Below are 24,520 nucleotides of genomic sequence, written 5' to 3'. Positions count from 1 at the left end.
TAAACTTTTCACTTTTAATTTTTAATTCTTAGTTTTTAGTTTAAAATATGAGTGTATTACTTACTGCTGTAGTAACTTTGGGTGTAATCGGCGCCGGTAGTGCCGCCATATTATACCTGATAGGGCAAAAATTCAAGGTAGAAGAAGATCCTCGCATACAGGAGGTTCAGGATGCCCTACCCGCTGCCAATTGTGGAGGTTGCGGATTTCCCGGATGTGCATCATTCGCATCTGCCTGTGTAAAAGCCGAAACCCTGGACGGCCTCAACTGTCCCGTAGGAGGCCAACCCACTATGGACAAAGTAGCCCAGATCCTAGGGCAAACCGCCCCGGTGGCTGTAAAAAAGATAGCCGTGGTACGTTGTAGCGGTAGTTGCGACCAACGTCCACGCACCAACCTCTACGATGGAGTCTCTAACTGTACTATTGCCGCAGCACTTTACGGTGGCGACACCGGATGTTCTTTCGGCTGTCTGGGCCTGGGAGACTGCGAGGAGTCATGTACATTCGATGCCATACACATCAATCCGGAGACCATGCTCCCCGAAGTGGTGGAAGACAAATGTACCGCCTGTGGTGCTTGCGTAAAAGCCTGTCCGAAAGATATCATCGAACTACGTAAACAGGGGCCTAAATCAAGAAGGATCTATGTCAGCTGCGTGAATGAGGAAAAAGGAGGTGTAGCCCGCAAGTCGTGCGAAGTAGCATGCATCGGGTGTAGCAAATGCCAACAGGTTTGTCCTTTCGAGGCTATCACCATTACAAACAACCTGGCTTATATCATTGACGATAAATGCCGGCTCTGCCGCAAGTGCGTACCGGTTTGTCCAACCAATTCCATCCTGGAGTTGAATTTCCCGCCAAGGAAAGACAAATCACCCAAAGAAGAAGCAGCTACAGTTGACGCATAAGATTTAAGTATATTATATATGTTAAAAACTTTCAGAATTGGCGGTATTCACCCGAAAGAGCAGAAAGTCTCTGCCGGAAACGCAATACAACCCATTGCTATTCCCAATCAGGTGATTATTCCGCTGGGCCAGCACATCGGCGCTCCCTGCCAACCTGTGGTAAAAAAAGGCGATACCGTGAAGGTGGGGACTCTTATCGGCAAGATTGTAGGGTTCGTTTCAGCCAATATCCACTCATCCGTATCGGGTACCGTGTTAAAACTCGACAAAGCGATCGATGCAAGCGGGTACAGGCGCGATGCCATATTCATCAAAGTAGAAGGTGATGAGTGGGAAGAATCGATCGACCGCTCATCGGACCTGAAAAAAGAGTGCAACCTCTCATCCAGGGAGATCCTCGACAAGATTGCCGCTGCCGGCATTGTCGGTATGGGTGGCGCAACCTTTCCCACTCACGTAAAGTTAACCCCTCCACCGGGATCGAAACCCGAAATACTGATCATCAACGGAGTGGAGTGCGAACCATGGCTCACCTCCGACCATCGTGTGATGATGGAGAAAACGGAAGAGATCATGGTGGGGATCACTATCGTGATGAAAGCATTGAACGTGGACAAGGCCATCATAGGTATTGAAAACAATAAGAAAGACGCTATCGAAAAATTCGGGAAATGTGCAGAGGCATATCCCGGTATCAGTGTGGAAGCGCTGAAGGTACAGTATCCGCAGGGAGGTGAAAAGCAACTGATCGACGCACTGATCGGACGACAGGTTCCAAGCGGTGCCCTACCTATTTCAGTGGGTGCGGTAGTACAAAACGTAGGAACTGTTTTGGCTATCTATGAGGCGGTACAGAAAAACAAGCCTTTGATTGAACGGGTGGTAACCGTCACCGGAAAAGATATAAAACAACCATGCAATATCCTCTCACGTGTGGGTATCCCGGTAGCTAACCTGATCAATGCAGCCGGCGGATTACCGGAAACCACCGGCAAGATCGTCAGTGGCGGTCCTATGATGGGGAAAGCACTGGCGAGCACAGATGTGCCGGTAACCAAGGGAACTTCGGGTATATTGGTCATTCCTACACTGGAGGCCAAGCGGAAGGCGATGAAGGATTGTATCCGTTGTGCCAAATGTGTGAGTGTATGCCCCATGGGATTAAACCCTACCCTGCTGATGAACCTGACAGAGTTCGAGGTATGGGACGGAGCGGAGAAACACCGTATCACCGATTGCATTGAATGCGGCTCGTGCAGTTACACCTGTCCCGCAGACCGCCCGCTGCTTGATTATATCAGGTTGGGTAAAGGCAGAGTAAACACAATCATCAGGAATAGAAAAACTAACGCTTAGAGTAACTTTAGATATGGAGAACAAACTGGTTGTTTCCCCTTCACCTCATATACACAGCGGGGACACGATTGAAAAAAACATGTACGGGGTGCTTATCGCACTTGTTCCGGCGTTCCTGGTCGCTTTGTACGTCTTCCGGCTCGATGCACTGATCATTACCGCTTTGGCGGTACTGTTTTGCGTGGGATTTGAATATCTCATCGTAAAGTATATTATGAAAAAAACGCCCACCGTGCTCGATGGCTCGGCTATCATCACAGGTGTGCTGCTGGCATTCAACGTACCATCTAATCTGCCAATATGGATACTGGCATTGGGATGCCTGTTCGCCATCGGCGTGGTTAAGCTCTCTTTTGGTGGACTGGGTAATAATATCTTTAACCCCGCCATCGCGGGACGTATATTCCTGTTGATTTCGTTCCCGGCACAGATGACCGTCTGGCCGGCACCCGATATTGCCGGTACAGTCGATGCCGTCACTTCGGCGACCGTATTGGGCAATCTAAAGTCGAATCCGGAACTGCTACCATCTTTACAAACGATGTTTTTTGGTACCGAAGCCGGCTCCATCGGTGAGATGAGTGCCCTGGCACTGCTTCTCGGCTTAGGCTGGTTGCTCTGGAAGAAGGTCATCACATGGCATATCCCGGTCTCTATTATGGCTACAGTAGCCATTTTTACCGGGATAATCTATATTTTTAATCCCATCCCGCTCTACAACCCCCTGATCCACCTCTTTTCGGGAGGATTGATGCTGGGTGCGGTCTTCATGGCGACCGACTATGTAACGTCGCCGATGACCAGAAAAGGAATGCTTATTTACGGTGCCGGCATCGGCTTTATCACCGTCGCCATACGACTTTGGGGGGCCTATCCGGAAGGGGTTTCATTCGCAATCCTGCTGATGAATGCCTTTACACCGCTGATCAACAATTACACAATGCCAAAACGATTCGGGGAGGTAGTGAAACATGGCTAAATTAGAATCAACATTTAAAAATATGTTCCTGTCGCTGTCGCTGATATGTCTTACGGTGGCCGTACTACTGGCACAGGTGAACAAAATGACGGCAAAACCGATCGCAGACGCCAAAGCGATGAAATTGCAGAACGCCATCAGCGAAGTAGTCCCTGAATTCGATAACGACCCGACCGCAGAAGCATTTGTGATGCCGGCCGGGCAAGGTGACTCGCTGCTGGTTTATCCCGCAAAGAAAGGGGACGAGATCGTAGGATACGCACTGAACAGTTTTTCCAACAATGGGTTCAGCGGAAACATACAAATCATGGTAGGTTTCGATATGGAACACAGGATCGTGAATTACTCTGTACTGCAACATGCCGAGACACCGGGACTGGGTTCGAAGATGTCAGAGTGGTTCAGGGATGCAGCCAAACCGTCGCAGTCGATCATCGGACGAGACCTGTCAAAAGGAGCCCTGGCCGTCTCGAATGACGGAGGAGATGTGGATGCCATTACCGCATCGACCATCACCTCGAGGGCATTTCTCGAAGCGATCAACAGAGCTTACGCCGCCTACTCGGGAAATATGGATGCGACAAGCGGAGCTACCCAATCCGAAAGCGACACTACCGGAACCACCCAATCAGGCAGCGTAACAAACGGTTCCGGGGAAACAAATGACAATGATGAACAGGATATAACATCACAGGAGGGAGGAAACGACAATGAATGACAACCTGAAAGTGCTGATCAACGGCATTATTAAAGAAAACCCCATTTTCGTGTTGCTGCTGGGGATGTGCCCTACCCTGGCAACCACCAGTTCCGCCATCAACGGGATGAGTATGGGACTGGCGACCATGTTCGTGCTGGTCTGTTCCAACGCAGCAATCTCAATGCTGAAAAACGTGATCCCCGATATGGTACGTATCCCTGCCTATATCGTAGTGATCGCCACTTTCGTAACGATCATTGAGATGTTGATGAATGCCTATGTACCGGCATTGGCCGATAGTTTGGGAATATTTATCCCGCTGATTGTGGTGAACTGTATCGTACTGGGACGTGCAGAGTCGTTTGCTTCAAAGAACGGTGTACTCCCTTCTGTCTTCGATGGTATTGGTATCGGCCTGGGATTTACTTTCGCACTCACCCTGTTGGGTGCTGTACGTGAATTACTGGGTACCGGAAAAATTTTCTCACTGAATATCTATCCCGAGCAGTTCGGATCATTGATATTTGTATTGGCTCCAGGAGCTTTCATCGTGTTAGGATTCCTGATCGCCATTTTTAATAAGCTTCAAAAGAAAGAATCCAACTAATCCCTGAATGATTATGGAAATTATAGGAATCATTATTGTTGCCATATTTGTCAACAACGTCGTACTGGCCCAGTTCCTGGGTATCTGCCCGTTTCTGGGTGTATCAAAGAAAGTGGATACTGCCATCGGTATGGGATTGGCTGTCACCTTTGTAATGACCATTGCTACCATCGTCACATTTCTTCTTCAAAAGGGGATTCTCGAAGCATTCGGACTGGAATACCTGCAGACCATTACCTTTATCCTGGTAATCGCAGCATTGGTGCAGATGGTGGAGATTATCCTTAAAAAAATATCTCCCTCTCTTTACCAGGCGTTGGGCGTATTTCTGCCGCTTATCACTACTAACTGTGCCATCCTGGGGGTTGCCATCCTAGTTACACAGAAAAATTACAATCTGTTGGAGTCGGTTATTTACGCAATTGCCACATCCATTGGCTTCGCACTGGCATTGATCATTTTTTCCGGAATTCGTGAACAACTGGCACTCACAAAAGTACCCAAGGCAATGAAAGGGATTCCCCTCGCACTGATTACCGCCGGTATCATGGCCATGGCGTTTATGGGATTCTCCGGCATCGACCAGGTATTTAAGTAGTGAAAGTGAAAAGTGAAGAGTGAAGAGTGAAGAGTAAAAAATGGGGAAGGTAGTGAAAATTCACTGAATCATGAATTATAAATCGACGTAGTCAATTAACAATCGGTGTAAGCCAAATTGTGAAATTGTGGAATGAAACAATGTTCGGTGAAGCCAAAACGACTCCCGTTAAATCTTGAATATTGAATTTTGAATTTTGAATCTTGAATTGTTAAACCATTCCGTAAAAAGGATGTCATACTGCTAAAGAAAGAAATGAAGTTACACCCTTTAATAACTACGGATATGAAAGCTTTAAGACATCCCCTCATCCTCGCGGTAATCGCACTGGCAGTATGGTCATGCGGAACCTCTCAGAATTATGTCTATTCACAGGGATACGACGAGTATTATTACGAAGAGGGATATTATGATGACGGCTATCAAGGAGGTGGTATATCGTTCAACGTATTCTACAACGAATTGAGACCCCACGGTCGATGGATCAACGACCGTAACTACGGCCGCATCTGGATACCCAATGTAGGAAGGGACTTTCATCCGTATGCTACCAACGGCTACTGGGTGATGACCGATTACGGAAATACTTGGGTATCGAGTTTCTCATGGGGATGGGCTCCTTTCCATTACGGGCGATGGTATTATGACGATTTCTACGGTTGGGCATGGGTTCCCGGCTACGAATGGGCACCTGCCTGGGTGACATGGAGAAGCGGCGGCGGTTATTACGGATGGGCGCCAATGGGTCCCGGAATCAATATCCATATCCATGTGAATGCACCCAACAATTACTGGACTTTCCTACCCTCCCGGTACATGTATAATCGCAGTATGCACAGGTATTATAACAGGTACAGCCCTACTATCTACAACAGGACTACTATCATCAACAATACTTACATATATAACGATAACCGCTACTACAGCGGGCCAAGCGCCAGGGACTACGAACGTGAAACAGGTAGAAAAGCCACGGTACGCCGACTTGAAAGCAACAACAACCGTTCCGGCAGGGCAACAAGAGTTAGTGGTAATTCGGTAAGTGTGTATCGCCCCGATGCAAACAGCGGCAGAACCACAAACACGAGATCTTCTGTAAGTGGCAGGAGTACTGACAGAAATACTACCACTGGCAGCGGAACCGTCAGAAGCAGCAACAGCAATACAAGGGTCACCGAAGGAACAACTTCACGGAGCGGAACATCCACGAATCGTAGCTCTACAGTAAGGTCATCGGAGAGTTCTACAAGAAACAGCTCACCCAACACCCGGAGCAGCACTGTTACACCGGAACGTTCCACCAGAAGCAATAGCGGTACAACGGTCAGATCGCAAAATCCATCCGGCAGCAATGACAGAAGTACCACTGTTAGATCTCAGGAGAATTCTTCCGGCAGGAACAACAGCAGTTCGGTAACCAATACGCGAAGCAACTCATCCAACAGTCGGAATACCACAGTTACACCGCAAAGTTCCACCAGAAGTAATAGCAATACTACTGTAAGGTCAGAAAATTCTTCGGGTAATAGAAACGCTACTACGACACGCTCGAATTCAAGTTCCACAGGGAGCAACAACCAAAGTTCTACGGTAAGATCCAGCTCCAGTTCGTCAAGTAGAAACAGCAGTGCTACAAGCACTTCATCAACAAGGAGCAGCAGTGAAAGCAACAGATCCGGCAGATCTTCCGGACGGAGGTGAGATGCAGAAAATAGTAGCAAACCTATCTTAAAGAATAATATAACAGAATAAAAAAATTTATTGGATCCTTTTTCAACTAAAAAATCCCGATTATTTTAAATAAATAATTGGGATTTTTATATCCTTTGAAACCAAATTTGATAATTATTACTTCTGTTGGAACAATCTGTTTTTATTTAGTCGATCCTTAAAATAGGCATAATTATCTGATGAGCAGCAAAATAACGTTAGTATTTCTTGTGTGTTTTTGCCGTTTTTTGTATCTTTACGGTATGAAACCCTGCAAATTATGATAGGAAAATTACCGGAAAAAGGACAGCGCGATTTATTCCGTCCTATGCTGAAAGACTTTATCGACAGCAAGCACGAACTTGTTTTGCTTGCAGACAAAATAGATTGGGAATACTTCGAAAACGAGTTTTCCCCGCTGTATTCAGAAAAAGGGGCTCCAAGCGTTCCCATTCGTCTGATGGTGGGTTGTTTGATGCTGAAGCATCTGTACAATCTCGGCGATGAACGTATACCCGAGTTTTGGGTTCGAGACGTTTACTTCCAGTATTTTTGTGGCGGAGAATTTTTCGAACACAAGTTTCCTTTCGATCCGAGTGATTTTGTTCACTTCCGTAATCGTGTGGGAAAAGAAGGCATAGGCAAAATATTCGCCTACAGCGTGCATCTTCACGGAAAAGAAGTACCCAGGCAATCCAAGTTTGTTCTTTCGGACACCACAGTCCAGGAAAACAACACCACTTTTCCCACCGATGCCAAATTGTGTAAAAAGGTTATCGACAAATGCAATAAAATAGCCGAAGAATCGGGTATTAAGCAGCGTCAGCGTTATACACGGGAGAGCAAGCAGTTGGTTCGCGACACTTACAACGGCAAGCATCCCAAGCGGGCAAAAAAAGCCGGAAAAGCAAAGCGACGGTTGAAAACCATAGCAGGGGCCTTGTTGCGAGAACTTGAACGCAAAATGAGCGATGAGCAAAAAGCGCTTTACCGGAAAGAGCTGTCGCTTTACAAGCGTGTTATCAATCAACAGAAAGATGACAAAGACAAGATTTACAGCCTTCACAAGCCTTTTACACGCTGTATCCCCAAGGGCAAAACGCACAAACAATATGAGTTCGGCAATAAGGTCGGACTGATAACTACGGGAAAAAGAGGTCGAAAAGTTATCACGGCGATAAAAGCTTTTTTGGATACGCCTTATGACGGAGACACCATCGATCCTTTATTGGAACAAATGCAGCAGAACAAGCTGAAACTACCCCAAGAGCTGGCATACGATCGTGGCGGGAAAGGCAGAAAGCAGATTAAGGGAGTAACCATCATTACCCCCGACAAACCCAAAGCATCGGATACGGTTTATCAAAAACGGTGCAAACGCAACAAATGTAGAGCCAGAGCAGCCATCGAACCCATTATCGGACATCTGAAAAAAGACTTTCGTATGGAACAAAACTACTTGTGGGGCGAAAAAGGCATACAAATCAATGCTTTTATGGCTGCAACGGCTTGGAACTTGAAGAAAATGATGGAAAAACTCGTAAGAGAGTTTTTGGATTTTGTTCTCAGAATATTTTTCAAGCAGAGATTACAACTTGCGACCTGATAAAAGTGATTTATTAAGGAGAGACTAAATACGTACGATACATAGGAACGGACGAAAGTTTTTCAACCATCAGCGAAATTATGTTTTATGATAAAAACGGATTGGAAGTGGAAGGAAAAGTAATAGGATCGGAAGGGAGTTATAAAGATCTTGGAAATGTAAAGGAAAAGGCATTTGACAAGGATATTTTAACTGCATTCGACGGACATACTTCCAGTGGCTCCTGGATTGGATTAGAATTTCCAGAACCCAAAGAAATAGATATGATCAGATTTATACCCAGAAATGATGGAAATTGCATTGAGATTGGACACAGATATGAGTTAGTTTTCTGGAACAATAAAGGTTGGAAATCTTTGGGAGAACAGATAGCCACGAATGACTCTTTAATTTACCATAATTGCCCGACGAACGCATTGTTCTTACTTAAAAATCATACACGAGGACAGGAAGAAAGGATATTCACGTATGAAAACGAAGAACAGGTTTGGTGGTAATTTAGATCAATCAGCCTATAGAAAGAAGTTTTCATCGGGCATATTTGCCTCGCACTTCTGGTAGCCACAGGCTACCGAGTGAGTAGAAGGACGAAAAGTGATTCCGGATTTTCGGATTTGGCATTAATGAATGTGGAGACATAAACAAAAAACAATAGTAATCCATGAAACTGACAGGACTTATCACAATAATCATAAAGTTAATTACCAGTGTAATGTTTGTACATACATGTATGTTAATATCTTGTCACGAAGTGAATGATACTAAACTGGAAAAGGTTCTCAGATTGGCCGGCAAAAATAAAACTGAATTAGAGAAGGCACTCGAACATTTTAAGAATGATCCGCAAAAACTAAAAGCAGCCGAATTTCTTATAGTGAATATGCCCGGCTCTTTTGCACAAAGTGAAGAAATCATTGATATATGCGCCCCTTTTTATTACGATTACGATTCATTAGCCCGGGAATATGGGTATAAAATGAATCACTGGTGTCCAAAGAAATTTTCTCAGACATGATTTAAATTAGTTTATATTAATGCATTACACGAATAAATATTTTCCGGGATTTGATTTTATACTTTTGCAAATAGTATTGCAAGAGATAGAAATCATGAATCAGGGAAAGACCGTATTCGCTCAGATAATGTCGCTCATACCGAGATATGAGTTTGATAAATGCGTAAAGAGATACAATGGCAACCGACATGCCATCGAGTTCAAATGCAGAGACCAGTTCATGGTGATGAGTTTTGCCCAGTTCACCGGTCAGGATAGCCTGCGCAGCATTGATGCAACGCTGGTTGCCCTGTCCTCCAAGTTGTACACTTCCGGAATCAAATATATCCAACGCTCGACTTTGGCACATATTAATGGAACCAAGGATTGGCGGATCTATCACGACTTCGGTCAGATACTGATTGCACAAGCGAGACACCTGTACCGCAAAGAGCCTTCCAGACTCGACGTGGACGGAATCGTCTATGCTTTCGACAGCAGTACTATGAAACTTTGCCTGCAACTCTGTCCATGGGCAAGGCTTCATCATGATAAAGGTGGTGTAAAAATGCATACCCTGCTGGATTTGAGAGGATCGATTCCCACATTTGTTTATCTGACGGAGGCTGCAGTCCATGACTCCAAAGCCATGAGCCTGGTGCCCGTGGAGCCTGGTAATTATTACCTCATGGACAATGGATATGTGGATTTCAAGCAGTTGTTCCTCCACTTTGATCGCCAGCGGGCTTTCTTCGTCACCAGGGCCAAGGACAACATGAAGTATGAGGTGATAGAAGAGCATCCGGTTGATAAAAGCACTGGAGTTGTTAGCGATTCCACTATCAGGCTTACGGGACTGAAAACCTCCCGATGGTATCCGGATACACTCCGTATGGTTGTGTATGAGGATTATGCCACGGGAAATGTCTATCGGTTCCTGACCAATGACTTCACACATTCTTACCTGACCATTGCTGAACTTTATAGGGAACGTTGGCAAGTGGAGTGTTTCTTCAAATGGATCAAACAACATCTGAACATCAAGGCGTTCTACGGAACCAGCCAGAATACGGTATACTCGCAGATATGGATTGCCATCTGCGATTACCTGCTGCTTGCCATTGCCAGAAAGATGTTTCATATTGATCAGGAACTTTATATTTTATCGTCAGTCGTCGGCAAAGTACTCTTTGAGAGGAAGCCTTTAGGCGAACTGTTTATTAAACCTAAACGTCCTATGAATGATTCCGATTCAAATCAACTGAACCTATGGGGTAATTTCTTTGGACAGTAGTGATTTTATTCTGCAAATATAGATACTTTGATCAGGTTTTAAACTTTTAATTTTCATCCGTCCAGCGGATAGACCGTACCTATAACAGGCAGGTTTTCCATCCTCTGCGGCGGGCAGATTCTTCGTTTTTCACTTTCCACTCTTCACTTTCCCTGTCATTCCGATATCCCGCAGCCAGGAAAGGACGCGGTGAGGCCATTCATTGACCGTGTGGCCGGTATTGCGTAATCCATAACCATGACCACCGGAGGGATACAGATGCATTGCTGCCGGCACATTTGCCTGTTTCAGTGCATAATAATAAAACAAACTGCTGTCGATATAGCTCTTGTCGTCCTGAGTCTGGATAAGGATGGTGGGAGGTGTGCCAGCATTTACTTTCAGTTCGGGAGTAATCGAGAAATTCTCTCCCGATAAATACGCCGGATAGATAAGGATACAGAAATCGGGACGAAGGTTCGCCTCATCAAAAGCATCGGTCTTCGGATAGGTACGTTCTCCATACGCCGTACTGGCCATGGCTGCGAGATGTGCTCCGGCGGAGAACCCCATCACTCCGATCCTATCCGGGTCGATATTCCATTCATTTGCATGGGAACGTGTATAAGCAATGGCACGTTGCAGATCCTGCAATGGCGCTGTATGCTTTTCCAATCCTTCACGACGCGGCACACGGTATTTCACCAATACACAGTTGACGCCGAAACTGTTGAAACGTTTACAAATCTCAGACCCTTCGAGGTTATATGCCAGGATATTGTAACCGCCCCCCGGATTCACAATGATAGTGGCACCGGTATTATTGCCGGCAGGTGCAGGATAAAAGGTGAGCGTCGGTTCACTCACATTACTGATACGGAGTACAGGGCATCCGGCGACCTTGTTGCCACCCAGGTCATCTACCTGTTTCATCTTCCGGGATTCGCCCGGTGCTCCGTCGGGAAATAACAGTACCGGATTATGTTGTGCCATAAGGGTTATCGTCATTGCTGAAAAGAAAAAAAGTGAGAATATAGTCCGTTTCATTGTCTTTTTACATGATTTTGTTTCATGGCAAAGATAAGGATTTTTCAAATCCGAAGATGAAACAGATTCATTTTATATTACTATGATAGAAGAAAAACGGTCGGTTGGTGCTATCTTTGCACTCTAATTATAATTGCAGCAAATGGATCAAAAACAATATCTTCTGGGGATGACGCTTACCGAAATTACCGAAAGCGTTACTGAACTGGGATTGCCCAAATTCACCGGCAAGCAGATTGCCGACTGGATCTATGTGAAACGGGTGAAGCGCATCGATGAGATGACCAACATTTCATTAAAAAACCGGCAACTTCTCTCGGAGAAATTCGATATAGGAAGGTCAGAACCGTTAGATATACAGACATCAGTAGACGGCACACGGAAGATGCTGTTCAGGACATACAGCGGGAAATTTATCGAGACAGTGACTATCCCCGAAGAGGACCGCCTCACCATCTGCGTCTCCTCACAGGTGGGATGCAGGATGAACTGCGACTTCTGCATGACGGGTAAACAGGGATTCCATGACAACCTCACTGCTACGGAAATACTGAACCAGGTCTACTCGGTACCCGGCTCAGAAGAGATCACCAACCTGGTATTTATGGGAATGGGTGAACCATTGGATAATTACAAAAACGTGAAGAAGGCGTCGGAACTGCTTCAGGTTGAATATGGACTGGGTTGGAGTCCCAGGCGGATCACACTCTCCACCATCGGGTTGACATCAAACCTGAAACGGTTTCTCGATGAAAGCAAATGCCATCTGGCGGTCAGCCTTCACAACCCGATCCCGGAAGAGCGGCTTGCCATTATGCCGATTGAGAAATCGGCACCTTCGGCTTCAGTGATCGATATGTTGAGGGAATACGACTGGAGCCATCAGCGCAGACTTTCGTTCGAATACATCATGTTCGACGGAGTAAACGACTCGCTGCTCTACGCGCGCGAACTGGTCAAACTGCTCGCCGGACTGGATTGCCGCATCAACCTGATCCGTTTCCATGTGATCCCGATGAGTAACCTCAAACCCTCCACCAACGAGAATATGGTCAAATTCCGCGATTTCCTTACCGCCAAAGGGTTTATCTGCACCATCCGTGCTTCGCGGGGAGAGGATATCTTCGCCGCCTGTGGCATGCTGTCGACGGCGAAGCTGGTAAAGTAGATATTACGGATTATTACCTGATTTCCGGACTCTGAACACGCGAATAGCAACAAGGGTATTGTAATCAATGATTGTTCATACCGATTCCTGAAAACCATGTTTCTCCCGGTATGTTTAACGATTATTTTAACCTTTCCGGTTTTATTTCACACAAATAATCGTATATTTGTTTATTAAAACAGGCCGGTTCAATGTTTAGAGCCGTTGAGTTCTTTTGACTGACGGCCCGTTCAGCCTGATTTTGATTATTGGGTTTAATATGGAGGTTCCTAAAGTTAAAAACGAAATATAAACCTTTTAAAACTACGTCGATATGAAGAAGCAATATGCCGTATTACTGCCAGTTATTCTTGCCCTGCTAACGCTGTTTACATCGTGTGATGGCAGTGGGAGTTTTTTCTCCGCTTCGGGAACAACCAATGAAGTGATTGTAATAATGGACGAGAATGCTTGGGAAGGTCCTGCAGGAAGGTCTCTTTTCGGCGTACTTAATTCTAACGTAAAGGCACTACCCCAGCCCGAGCCTAACTTCCGGATACTGCAACTTACCCCGGAAAATTTCACCAGTACTTTTAAGGTAGCCCGGAACGTGATTATTCCCGAAATATCGGACATATACAGTTACCCCAAACTCACGGCAGATCTCGACAAATACGCCATGGGACAGGTCATCATGAATATCCATGCTCCCGATACGGCCAGTTTTGTGGAGTTCGTGACTGAAAACAGGGAGAGCATCGTAGATTATTTCATCACCAAGGAGTTGGAACGGAATGCCAACTATCTGAAAAACCAGATAAAAGAGCCGGTATCACGGGTAAAGCAGATTTTTGGTATTAATATGCATTTTCCAAAGGGATTGCCCAACATTACAGAACATGAGAACTTTTATTGGGCTACCAACAATGCTGCACGCGGTCGTCAGGATATCGTAATATACCAGTTTCCCTATACCTCAGAGACCGTTTTCGAGAAGGATTCCCTCATCAGTATCCGCAACAGGGTATTGGGTGAATATATAAAAGGGTCATTCGACTCCCAAATGGCTACAGCTACCGTCTACTCTCCCGATTACCGAAAAATGGAGACGGACGGCCTCTTTAGGGCCGAATTGCGTGGCCTGTGGGAAATGACCACCGATATGATGGGCGGACCGTTTGTAATGCATGCGTTTGTAAACGAGAATACCGGCATGGTGGTGGTCGCCGAGGTATTTGTATATGCCCCGGAAATGAATAAACGGAATCTGCTTCGTAATCTGGAATCCGCATTATACACCATCAGTATTCCAAAAGATGAGAAGAAGGAGTCTTAATAAATTATTATATAGATTTTTAATCACACATAAGTTATTAATTAACACATATACATGTCAGAATTAATCAAGGTGGGCATCACCCATGGCGACGTGAACGGCGTAGGATATGAGATCCTGCTGAAGGCTTTCTCGGATGCCAGAATACTCGAGTTGTTCCACCCGATCGTATACGGATCATCCAAATCGGCGTCCTATCACCGAAAGGTGCTGAACAGTGACGCAATGAATTTTCATATTATCTCCAAGGTTGAAGAATCGCATGAAGGGAAGGTCAATCTGGTCAATTGTGTCAAGGAGGAGATTAAGATAGAGTTGGGATCGGCAAGCAACGAAGCCGGAGAGTCAGCTTATACGGCATTGGATATTGCATGCCACGATCTGGCCCATGGCAAGATCGACCTGCTGGTCACTCTTCCCATCAATAAAGACACGATCCAGAACGATCATTTCCAATTTCCCGGGCATACCGAGTTCCTGGAGGAGCGGTTTGCCTCGGACGGAGAAAAAGCGCTGATGATCATGGCCACGGAAACCATGCGTGTAGCGCTGGTCACTGCCCATGTCCCTCTCTCTAAAGTTTCGACGAAACTCTCCAAAGAATTGATCATGGAGAAACTGAAAACGCTCAACCATTCGTTGAAGCGTGACTTCAGGGTAGAGAATCCCCGCATTGCCGTACTGGGATTGAACCCCCATGCCGGCGAAAACGGGTTATTGGGGAAAGAGGAAGAAGAGATTATTGCACCCGCGGTGAAAGAGGCGCAGGATGAATGGATCCTCTGTGCCGGTCCTTTTGCTGCCGACGGTTTTTTCGGATCAGGGCGCTTCAAGGAGTTCGATGCCATACTGGCGATGTACCACGACCAGGGATTGATCCCTTTCAAGACCCTTGCTATGGATTCGGGAGTCAATTTTACGGCCGGACTCCCTATCGTCCGCACTTCACCCGACCATGGTACCGCTTACGATATCGCGGGAAAGAACCTGGCTTCCGATGAATCGTTCCGTCAGGCTATCTATATGGGGATCGATATTTTCAGGAACCGGCTGGCTTATGATGAAGCCCGTAAGAACCCCCTTAAAAAGATGTTCTTCGATCGCGGTAAGGACGATGAAAAACTCGATCTGACCGGTGAGGAAGAGATATAAGAAAATTCAAGATTCAAGATTCAGGATTTGAGGTTGAAATTTCAGGCTGAGTTTGGAATTTCAAGATTCAACAATTTCACAATTCAACGATTTTGATAATAAAAAAAGAGCCCGACGAAATGCCAGGCTCTTTTTATCTACTGCTAATCAGTTTTGCAGTAATCAATTATTCTCCGGACGCAGCTTTCTCACGACAGCTCCGGTCTGCCACATTTCACTTTCGCGAAGGGCTTTCAATTCCTCTTCCAGTTTTTCCCGGTAGTCGGCCTGAGAATTGCTGTCGATAGAACGTTGTGCTTCATTGCCGCAGGCGACTTCTTTATAGAGCTTTTCGAATACCGGCTTGGTAGCATCATGGAACGGCCCCATCCAGTCGAGAGCGCCACGTTGCGCAGTAGTAGAACAGTTGGCATACATCCAGTCCATCCCTTTCTCGGCAAATAACGGCATCAACGACTGGGTTAGCTCTTCTACAGTTTCATTAAATGCCTCAGAGGGTGTGTGTCCGTTTTCACGCAACACTTCATATTGTGCCAGCAACAATCCCTGAATAGCCCCCATCAGCGTACCACGCTCGCCCGTCAGGTCGGAATATACTTCGCGTTTGAAATCAGTTTCAAACAGGTAACCTGAACCAACGCCAATACCGAGTGCGACAGCACGGTCGTGTGCCTTTCCGGTAGCGTCCTGATAAACGGCATAGCTGGAGTTCAACCCCCGTCCTTCCAGAAACATCTTACGGAGGCTCGTACCCGACCCTTTGGGAGCAACCAGGATCACATCCACATCGGCAGGAGGAACAATCCCGGTACGGTCTTTATAGGTAATACCGAAGCCGTGTGAGAAATAGAGTGCCTTGCCGGGAGTCAGATGTTTCTTCACTGTGTCCCATAAGGTAATTTGTGCCGCATCAGACAGCAGGTATTGAATAATAGTCCCCCGTTCACATGCTTCTTCAATTTCGAAAAGCGTCTCGCCCGGCACCCAGCCGTCGGCTACCGCCTTATCCCAGGTTTTACTCTCTTTCCGTTGTCCTATGATCACATTAAAACCGTTATCACGCAGGTTGAGGGATTGTCCGGGACCTTGCACGCCGTAACCAATCACCGCGATTGTTTCATCTTTCAATACCTCCCGAGCTTTTTCAAGGGGAAATTCCTCGCGAGTAACTACATTTTCCTCAACCCCGCCAAAATTCATTTTTGCCATTTGTTTAAATTTTTATTATTTTTCTGTTTATTGATTTTATATTGCACTTTCCGGATTGACAATGACGATCCTTTGCTGTTCCCATTTGGCCAGCATATCACTCAAACGTTCTACTTTCGATTTGGTGATAGCAATCCTTCCCGAACGAACGAACTGCAACACACCGATGGTATCGGCCAGTTCCTCGAAGAGTCCCTGGGTCTCTTCGTAATGTCCTGCCTTCAGGAATACCACGCAGTCTTTGTTGACCTCCAGAACCCGGATATTATACTTTCTCACCAGATATTCTATGGAACCGTGCTCCATCACTTTCTCTGTGGAGAGCTTATAAAGCGCCAATTCCTGATGGACCAGGTCCTCGTTTGTATTGAAATAGGCCTTCAGGATATCTACCCGCTTGTCGATCAACCGTACCAGTTTTTTCATCACCTCTTCGCTGTCGGAAAAAGTGGTAATGGTGAATTTATGTATCCCGCGGATTGCAGAAGGAGAGACAGACAATGTCTCGATATTGAGTTGCCTTCGGGTAAAGATCGTCGTGATTTGATTGAGCACACCTACCGTATTTTCGGAGAAAATAGTGATGGTATATAATGTTTTATTCCCGTCCATTTTAGTTTTCCACTTTTAATTTTTCATTTTTTCATTTTTCACATTACAAAGAGTTTCCATTTCCAAGAAGAATATTGGTAATAGTCCCTCCTGCAGGCACCATCGGGTAAACCATCCCTTTGGTTTCCACCAACACTTCAAGCAGGTATGCCCCTTTATGTTGGAGCATCTCCTGTATAGCGGCATCGAGTTCTGCGCGCTGTGTCACTTTCCGTCCCTTGATATTGTATGCATCAGCAATCTTGATAAAATCAGGATTTTTAAGGTGTGTTTCCGAATAGCGTTCGTCAAAAAAGAGTTCCTGCCACTGACGTACCATCCCCAGATAATTATTGTTCAGGAGAATGATCTTCACATCTATACCATACTCCATAATGGTGCCAAATTCCTGGATCGTCATCTGCAGTCCCCCGTCACCCACGAAGATGCAAACCGTTCTGTCGGGTGCGCCATATTTGGCACCGATACCGGCGGGCAGGCCGAATCCCATCGTACCCAATCCGCCCGATGTAACCATACTGCGCGATTGATTGTACTTGAAATAACGGGTAGCCATCATCTGGTGTTGTCCCACATCGGTCACGCAAATTGCCTTGTTTTGTGTGGCTTCGGTGATTTTATTCACTACTTCGCCCATCTTTATCTCTCCTCCATTTTCAGGATAGAGTTCATTTTTTATGATGCAATCGTATTCCTTCTGTGCATAGGGTTTGAACTCTTCCAACCATTCGGGATGAGACTTTTTCTCCATCAGGGCAGTTACCATCGGCAGTGTTTGTTTGGCATCGCCCAATACTTTCACGGTAGTCTTCACGTTCTTGTCCATTTCGGCAAGGTCTATATCGAAATGGATCACCTTAGCCTGTTTTGCATAGGTCTTCAGGTCACCGGTCACACGGTCGTCAAAACGCATCCCGATAGCGATCAACACATCACATTCATTCGTCTTGATATTGGTTGCCACGTTCCCGTGCATACCCAGCATACCTTGATTAAGAGGATGACCGGAAGGTATAGCCGACAATCCCAGGATAGTCGACCCGAAAGGAATCCCTCCTTTTTCCAGGAAGTCGCATAACTCCTGCTCGGCATTGCCGAGGATTACTCCCTGCCCAACCAGTGCAAACGGCTTTTTGGCACTATTGATGAGATCGGCTGCCATCCTTATCTTCTCCTCTTCCACTTCGGGCAGAGGATGATAACTCCTTAAGAAGGTCGTCTTTTGGTAGGAATAGTCACATTTAAGCACTTGTGCATCTTTTGCAATGTCCAATACCACAGGGCCGGGCCGGCCGCTTGAAGCAATATAGAATGCCCTTGAGACTGCCCATGCGATATCCTCAGCGCGGCGCACCTGATAAGCCCATTTGGTGATGGGTTGGGTAACGCCGATCACATCGGCTTCCTGAAAAGCGTCAGATCCCAACAAGGTGGAATTGACCTGCCCCGAGATCACCACTAACGGCGTACTGTCCATCATTGCATCGGTGATGCCGGTGATCGCATTAGTTGCCCCGGGGCCTGATGTGACAAGAGCCACCCCTACCTTTTCCGAAACCCTTGCATATCCCTGTGCTGCATGGAGCGCACCCTGTTCATGACGCACCAGTATGTGCCTGATCTTATCTTTATGATCGTACAAGGCATCGAATACAGGCATGATAGCCCCACCCGGATAGCCGAATATGGTATCTACCCCTTCGGCGATCAGTGAGCGAATAAGTATCTCACTACCCGGAATGTTTTCCGTTTGATTATCTCTGTTCATACACTCTTCTCTTTAAACTTGAACCTAAAATTGTATTTCTTGTTTCACTAATTTAAGTTTCGTAAGTCGTATAGTTGCAACTAAAACCTCCGACTGACGATATTTTCTGACCTACAAAATATTTAGAGGCCTCATCTTCAGCTGCAAATATAATTGCAAAAGTTACATTAAATGATCCTGACCGCTCCGAGGTCGGCCGAACTCACAAAAGCGGCATATGCTTTCAATGCTTTTGAAATCACTCTATCGCGTTGAGGCTTAAAAGCATTTTCACCTTTAGCTTCTTCTTCTCTTCTTCTTTCCTGAAGCTCTGCTTCAGAAATCTTTAAGTTGATGGAACGGGCAGGAATATCTATCTCGATGATGTCTCCGTCGCGTACTAGTCCGACAGCGCCACCTGCGGCCGCTTCAGGAGAGATATGCCCGATGGAGAGGCCCGAAGTACCACCCGAAAAACGCCCGTCGGTAATCAATGCACATTCAGTTCCGAGGTGTCTTGCTTTGATATAGGATGTAGGATAAAGCATCTCCTGCATACCGGGGCCACCTTTCGGGCCTTCATAGACAATCACCACCACATCGCCGGCCTGTACCTCTCCGTTAAGGATGCCGGTGCAGGCATCATCCTGCGAATGGAATACTTTGGCAGTACCGCTGAATTTCCAGATGCTTTCATCCACACCGGCAGTCTTCACCACACACCCTTTTTCAGCGATATTCCCTTTCAGGATGGCCAATCCCCCGTCTTTGGTATAAGCATGCCCCACACTACGGATACAGCCGTTCTCCCTATCGGTATCCAGCTCCTTGAATTGTGCATTCTGTGAAGCCATCACGATATTGTACCGGTTACCCGGAGCAGAAGAATAGATCCTCCGGGCCTCTTCACCCGGATTTCCGTTGGTAATATCATATTCTTTCAATGCCTCAGCCAGAGTACGTCCATCGGCACGATGCACCGAAGTATTGACCAGTCCGGCTTTTGCCAGTTCATTCAGTATCCCCATGATACCACCGGCACGGTTCACATCCTGGATATGGTATTTTTTCGAGTTGGGTGCTACCTTACAAATGCATGGTACACGGCGAGAGAGGGCGTCGATATCATCGAGTGAGAAGTCGATCTCCCCCTCGTGGGCTATGGCCAGCGTATGGAGAATGGTGTTGGTAGAACCACCCATAGCGATATCGAGCGTCATGGCGTTGAGGAAAGATTCACGTGTGGCAATATTCCTCGGCAACACCGTATCGTCACCCTCAGAGTAGTACCTGTAAGCATTCTCCACGATCTGGCGTGCAGCGTCGATAAACAGTTGCTTGCGGTTGACATGCGTTGCCAGGATGGTTCCGTTACCGGGAAGCGCCAATCCGATTGCCTCATTGAGGCAGTTCATGGAGTTAGCAGTGAACATTCCGGAACAGGATCCACAGGTAGGACAAGCCAGTTGTTCGAGTTGGGCTATCCGTTCATCGGAAACCGACTCGTCGGCCGATTCGATCATGGCGTCAATTAGGTCGATCTGCTCATCACCGATCTTCCCTGCTTCCATCGGCCCACCCGATACAAAGATTGTTGGTATATTCAGCCGCATGGCAGCGATCAGCATTCCCGGAGTGATCTTGTCGCAGTTACTGATGCAGATCATGGCATCTGCCTTGTGGGCATTGACCATATACTCTACCGAGTCGGCGATCAGGTCGCGCGACGGAAGGGAGTATAACATACCGTCGTGTCCCATGGCGATACCGTCATCCACGGCGATGGTATTGAACTCTGCAGCAAAACAACCCAATTTCTCGATCTCCGCCTTTACCATCTGTCCTATCCCGTGCAAGTGCGTATGGCCCGGAACGAACTGCGTAAAGGAATTGACGATAGCGATAATCGGTTTCCCCATCTGTTCGCGTGTCATGCCATTGGCATGCCAAAGCGCACGCGCACCGGCCATAAGGCGTCCCTGTGTACTAGTCGCGCTGCGCAAATCGCTTTTATTTATATTTTTATTCATTTCAAATTCAAAATTCAAGATTCAAAATTCAAGATTCAAGATTGGGGGCATATTCCTCCCAATCTCATACCTTTCCACTTCTCCACTCCAATCTCCCATCTTCTCAACCTCTCACAAACCGTTCGATCCACTCTCCTACGTCTGAGGTACTGTATGCTTTTCCACCATCGGCAATATCTTCGGTAACAACTCCCGTTTCAAGGCTTGCGTTGACTGCCTTACGGATAAGCGCACCTTCCTCCATCAGGTTGAAACCATATTCAAACATCAGTGCTGCAGATAAAATCATGGCCAAGGGGTTGGCAATATTCTTACCGGTCGCCTGCGGATAGGATCCATGGATCGGCTCGAAAAGCGATGTATGTAAGCCGACGGATGCCGAAGGGAGTAATCCCAATGAACCGGTAATCACGGATGCCTCATCAGTAAGGATATCACCAAAAAGATTTTCGGTCACCATCACATCGAAGCTTTTAGGCCATTGGATAATACGCATGGCAGCATTGTCCACGAAGAGGAAATCGGTTTCAATATCAGGATATTGGGGTGCAATCTCCTGTGCAATCTGACGCCATAGTCGTGAAGTAGCAATTACGTTTGCCTTATCTACTACGGTCAGTTTTTTGCGTCGCTGACCGGCAAATTTATAGGCTAGGTGTAACACCCGCTCTATCTCTTCGCGGGTATAAACACAAGTATCATAAGCTGTATTGCCATCTTCACTGCGACCCTGGGGGCGACCGAAATACATACCGCCCGTAAGTTCACGGATACAGACAAAATCAGCACCATCTACCAGGTCGGCACGCAAGGGTGACTTATGGACCAGTGAAGGAAAAGTCATTACCGGGCGGATATTCCCATAGAGCCCCAACTGTTTGCGCATGCGAAGTAATCCTTGCTCTGGACGTACTTTGGCATTGGGATCATTATCATATTTGGGGTCACCAATAGCGCCAAAAAGCACTGCATCACTCTGCATACAGAGTTCATGCGTTTCGGCAGGATAAGGATCACCGGTTGCGTCAATAGCACAGGCGCCTACAATGGCCTCTTTGTATGTCAAAGTATGACCGAATTTTTCACAAACTGCCGAAGTAATATTCAGCGCCTGTTTCATAATCTCCGGGCCTATTCCGTCGCCCGGCAGTACAGCTATTTTTAATTGCATTTTATTTAAATTACAAATTACTAATTACCAATTAGGTGAAGAGTTAAGAAGTTCTCAATCTCATTCAATCATCACATCAATCAGGGTAATCTCATATAATTCATATTGGGAATATTCCCGCTTTCTATCATATTCAACATTTTCATTGTCGCCTTGATAGCTGCCACCGTCTGGTCGATATCCAACGCACGGGTTTTGAACACCTTGTCCTGGAATTTCCAGGTGATTACAGTCTGCACATATGCGTTCGTTTTCCCTCCCGGGGGGATTACCACGACATAGTCAATCAGTTCGGGGGCAGGTTTATCGAGTTTTTTGTATATCTTATACATTGCTTTTGAAAAAGCATGATATTGTCCGTCTCCCGCTGCGGTCTCCTGATATATTTCACCTTTTATCGATATCTTCACAGTGGCGGTTGGTCTCAATCCGTCTGTCAGTGTGAGCGAATAGTTGAGCATCTTGATATCCTGATTTTCGACACCGTTCTTCAGCACATCGGAAACGATATAAGGCAATTCATCGAGGTTCACGATCTCTTTCCGGTCACCCAGTTCAATGATACGTGCCGTCACTTTACGTGTCGCCTCATCATCGAGTTCGATACCCAATGCTTCCAGGTTTTTAATGATATTGGACCGGCCTGCATTTTTTCCCAGTGCATATTCACGGAAACGGCCAAACCGTTCGGGCATCAGGTCATTGAAATAGAGGTTTTTCTTTTTGTCGCCGTCAGCATGGACACCCGCCACCTGAGTAAATACATTATCACCTATAACCGGCTTATTATTCGGGATACGTACGCCGGAGTAGCTCTCCACTACCTTACTTACACTATAGAGCTTCGATTCATCTACATTAGTAGATAATCCCATGTGATCATGAATAAGTGCTACCACACTGGTAATCGGCGCATTGCCGGCCCGTTCTCCCAATCCGTTCACAGTGACATGCACCCCTTTCACACCGGCTTTGATGGCTTCGTAAACATTAGCCACAGCCAGATCGTAATCGTTATGCGCATGAAAATCGAAATGAAGTTTTGGATAACGAGCAATCATTTCCGAGCAGAATAGATGAGTCTCATCGGGATTGAGTACTCCCAGCGTATCCGGCAGCATAAAACGGGTCACTGCTTCATCTTTCAATCCGTCCATCATCCGGAACACATACTCTTTTGAGTCGCGCATCCCATTCGACCAATCTTCAAGATAAAGGTTGACTGTCAACCCCATCCGTTGTGCATGGACGATAGTATTCTTTACATCAGCCAAGTGTTCTTGCTGCGATTTACACAACTGATAGGTACAGTGTTTCAAAGAACCTTTGCAGAGCAAGTTCACCACCTTGCACCCGGCATTCACGATCCATTCAAGGGAAGTGGTGCCATCTACAAATCCCAGCACCTCGAGCCGGTCGATATAACCATGGGTATGCGCCCACTGCGCCATTTTTTTCACGGACTGGAATTCCCCTTCGGAGACCCGCGCAGAAGCGATCTCCACCCGGTCGACCTTCAGCTCTTCGAGCAAAAGGCGCACCACGCTCACCTTTTCTTGTGCCGCAAACGACACGCCGGAGGTCTGCTCACCATCCCGGAGCGTGGTATCCATGATTTCTATTTTTCTTGCTTCTCCCAAAACAACCTTTGTTTAATGACTAATTACCAATTCGTCTTGAATCTTAAATCTGGAATCTATTCGTACGCAAAGGCACGATTTCTCTCATATTCCTCAATCTTATCCCTATTGGAAAGGAGAAAGTCGATATCATCCAAACCTTTCAACAGGCACTCTTTCTTGTAAGGATTGATCTCGAACGATTCAACCGTGCCGGTTTCGTTATTTGAAATGGTTTGCTCTTCCAGATTGACTGTCACCGTTGCCTGCGGATTGTTATTTACAGATTTAAACAGTTCACTCAGGAACTTTTCGCTCACGACTACCGGCAGGATGCCGTTGTTAAGGGCGTTGTTACGGAAAATATCGGCGAAGAAGCTCGATACGACCACCTTAAACCCGTAACCACCGATTGCCCAGGCCGCATGCTCGCGGCTACTGCCACTACCGAAATTTTTTCCGGCTACCAATACTTCTCCCGAATAAGTCGGGTTATTCAGTACAAAATCCGATTTGGGATTTCCATCCTTGTCATAACGCCAGTCGGCAAACAGGTTATCACCGAATCCTTCACGCGTAGTTGCTTTCAGGAAGCGCGCGGGGATGATCTGGTCAGTATCCACATTCTCAATAGGAAGTGGCACATATGTTGATGTTATTGTTTTAAACTTTTCCATTATTTTTTCAAAATTCAAGATTCAAAATTCAAAATTTAA

22 protein-coding genes are annotated in these 24,520 nt (G+C 46.3%); 14 read left to right on the top strand and 8 right to left on the bottom strand.

Going from position 1 to position 24,520, the window contains the following annotated elements; genetic code table 11:
• Positions 1–47: 47 nt before the first annotated feature.
• From PSM36_RS04360 to PSM36_RS04310, 11 genes are all read left to right on the top strand, one after another.
• Positions 48–911 (top strand): Fe-S cluster domain-containing protein, encoded by an 864-nt coding sequence (locus PSM36_RS04360; RefSeq protein WP_076929188.1) that lies wholly within the window; start codon positions 48–50, stop codon positions 909–911.
• Positions 912–929: 18 nt separating this feature from the next.
• Positions 930–2,267, top strand: coding sequence for an electron transport complex subunit RsxC (gene rsxC, locus PSM36_RS04355; protein WP_076929186.1), 1,338 nt, complete (start codon positions 930–932; stop codon positions 2,265–2,267).
• A 13-nt stretch (positions 2,268–2,280) separates the two neighbouring features.
• The gene (locus PSM36_RS04350) at positions 2,281–3,246 is read left to right on the top strand and encodes an RnfABCDGE type electron transport complex subunit D (RefSeq protein WP_076929185.1); all 966 of its coding nucleotides are present in this window, start codon (positions 2,281–2,283) and stop codon (positions 3,244–3,246) included.
• The gene (locus PSM36_RS04345; RefSeq protein WP_076929183.1) at positions 3,239–3,964 is read left to right on the top strand and encodes an RnfABCDGE type electron transport complex subunit G; all 726 of its coding nucleotides are present in this window, start codon (positions 3,239–3,241) and stop codon (positions 3,962–3,964) included. Before PSM36_RS04350 ends, PSM36_RS04345 begins: the two co-directional genes overlap by 8 nt.
• Complete coding sequence (locus PSM36_RS04340; RefSeq protein WP_076929181.1) at positions 3,957–4,553, top strand: RnfABCDGE type electron transport complex subunit E; 597 nt, start codon at positions 3,957–3,959, stop codon at positions 4,551–4,553. The genes PSM36_RS04345 and PSM36_RS04340 overlap by 8 nt, the downstream gene beginning before the upstream one ends.
• A 13-nt stretch (positions 4,554–4,566) precedes the next feature.
• A complete protein-coding gene (rsxA, locus tag PSM36_RS04335) occupies positions 4,567–5,151 on the top strand; it encodes an electron transport complex subunit RsxA (protein WP_076932038.1) in 585 nt (194 codons plus the stop codon).
• A 285-nt stretch (positions 5,152–5,436) separates the two neighbouring features.
• Complete coding sequence (locus tag PSM36_RS04330; RefSeq protein WP_154670960.1) at positions 5,437–6,852, top strand: DUF6600 domain-containing protein; 1,416 nt, start codon at positions 5,437–5,439, stop codon at positions 6,850–6,852.
• A 289-nt stretch (positions 6,853–7,141) separates the two neighbouring features.
• Complete coding sequence (locus PSM36_RS04325) at positions 7,142–8,467, top strand: IS5 family transposase (RefSeq protein ID WP_232001436.1); 1,326 nt, start codon at positions 7,142–7,144, stop codon at positions 8,465–8,467.
• 80 nt (positions 8,468–8,547) lie between these two features.
• Positions 8,548–8,964 carry a hypothetical protein gene (locus PSM36_RS04320; RefSeq protein WP_076929178.1) on the top strand — a complete coding sequence of 139 codons (417 nt, stop codon included), beginning with the start codon at positions 8,548–8,550 and terminating at the stop codon, positions 8,962–8,964.
• A gap of 164 nt (positions 8,965–9,128) precedes the next feature.
• The gene (locus PSM36_RS04315) at positions 9,129–9,482 is read left to right on the top strand and encodes a hypothetical protein (protein WP_076929176.1); all 354 of its coding nucleotides are present in this window, start codon (positions 9,129–9,131) and stop codon (positions 9,480–9,482) included.
• 76 nt (positions 9,483–9,558) lie between these two features.
• Positions 9,559–10,755, top strand: coding sequence for an IS4 family transposase (locus tag PSM36_RS04310; protein ID WP_449421186.1), 1,197 nt, complete (start codon positions 9,559–9,561; stop codon positions 10,753–10,755).
• Positions 10,756–10,884: 129 nt separating this feature from the next.
• Here PSM36_RS04310 and PSM36_RS04305 read toward each other — a convergent pair whose 3' ends face one another.
• A complete protein-coding gene (locus tag PSM36_RS04305; protein WP_076929172.1) occupies positions 10,885–11,781 on the bottom strand; it encodes an alpha/beta hydrolase in 897 nt (298 codons plus the stop codon).
• A 142-nt stretch (positions 11,782–11,923) separates the two neighbouring features.
• Here PSM36_RS04305 and rlmN point away from each other — a divergent pair, with 142 nt between their 5' ends.
• The 3 genes from rlmN (at position 11,924) to pdxA (ending at position 15,416) form a co-directional block, all read left to right on the top strand.
• On the top strand, positions 11,924–12,949 hold the full coding sequence (gene rlmN / locus PSM36_RS04300; RefSeq protein ID WP_076929169.1) for a 23S rRNA (adenine(2503)-C(2))-methyltransferase RlmN: 1,026 nt from the start codon (positions 11,924–11,926) through the stop codon (positions 12,947–12,949).
• A 313-nt stretch (positions 12,950–13,262) separates the two neighbouring features.
• Entirely contained in the window at positions 13,263–14,264 is a 1,002-nt protein-coding gene (locus PSM36_RS04295) for a DUF4837 family protein (protein WP_076929167.1), read from the top strand.
• A 54-nt stretch (positions 14,265–14,318) separates the two neighbouring features.
• Positions 14,319–15,416: a 4-hydroxythreonine-4-phosphate dehydrogenase PdxA gene (gene pdxA, locus PSM36_RS04290; RefSeq protein ID WP_076929165.1), complete on the top strand. Its 1,098-nt coding sequence runs from the start codon at positions 14,319–14,321 to the stop codon at positions 15,414–15,416.
• Positions 15,417–15,578: 162 nt separating this feature from the next.
• Here pdxA and ilvC read toward each other — a convergent pair whose 3' ends face one another.
• From ilvC to leuD, 7 genes are all read right to left on the bottom strand, one after another.
• Positions 15,579–16,625, bottom strand: coding sequence for a ketol-acid reductoisomerase (ilvC, locus tag PSM36_RS04285; RefSeq protein ID WP_076929162.1), 1,047 nt, complete (start codon positions 16,623–16,625; stop codon positions 15,579–15,581).
• Positions 16,626–16,661: 36 nt separating this feature from the next.
• Positions 16,662–17,237, bottom strand: coding sequence for an acetolactate synthase small subunit (gene ilvN / locus PSM36_RS04280; RefSeq protein ID WP_076929160.1), 576 nt, complete (start codon positions 17,235–17,237; stop codon positions 16,662–16,664).
• A gap of 43 nt (positions 17,238–17,280) precedes the next feature.
• On the bottom strand, positions 17,281–19,005 hold the full coding sequence (ilvB, locus tag PSM36_RS04275) for a biosynthetic-type acetolactate synthase large subunit (protein ID WP_076929158.1): 1,725 nt from the start codon (positions 19,003–19,005) through the stop codon (positions 17,281–17,283).
• A gap of 167 nt (positions 19,006–19,172) precedes the next feature.
• On the bottom strand, positions 19,173–21,014 hold the full coding sequence (ilvD, locus tag PSM36_RS04270) for a dihydroxy-acid dehydratase (protein ID WP_076932035.1): 1,842 nt from the start codon (positions 21,012–21,014) through the stop codon (positions 19,173–19,175).
• Between the two features lie 103 nt (positions 21,015–21,117).
• Complete coding sequence (leuB, locus tag PSM36_RS04265; protein ID WP_076929156.1) at positions 21,118–22,185, bottom strand: 3-isopropylmalate dehydrogenase; 1,068 nt, start codon at positions 22,183–22,185, stop codon at positions 21,118–21,120.
• An 80-nt stretch (positions 22,186–22,265) separates the two neighbouring features.
• Positions 22,266–23,825: an alpha-isopropylmalate synthase regulatory domain-containing protein gene (locus PSM36_RS04260; protein ID WP_076929153.1), complete on the bottom strand. Its 1,560-nt coding sequence runs from the start codon at positions 23,823–23,825 to the stop codon at positions 22,266–22,268.
• A gap of 56 nt (positions 23,826–23,881) precedes the next feature.
• Positions 23,882–24,481 (bottom strand): 3-isopropylmalate dehydratase small subunit, encoded by a 600-nt coding sequence (gene leuD, locus PSM36_RS04255; RefSeq protein WP_076929150.1) that lies wholly within the window; start codon positions 24,479–24,481, stop codon positions 23,882–23,884.
• Positions 24,482–24,520 lie beyond the last annotated feature (39 nt).

It is taken from the genome of Proteiniphilum saccharofermentans (assembly GCF_900095135.1).
GTDB lineage: Bacteria > Bacteroidota > Bacteroidia > Bacteroidales > Dysgonomonadaceae > Proteiniphilum > Proteiniphilum saccharofermentans.
This window is presented reverse-complemented; position numbering and strand designations above follow the sequence as displayed.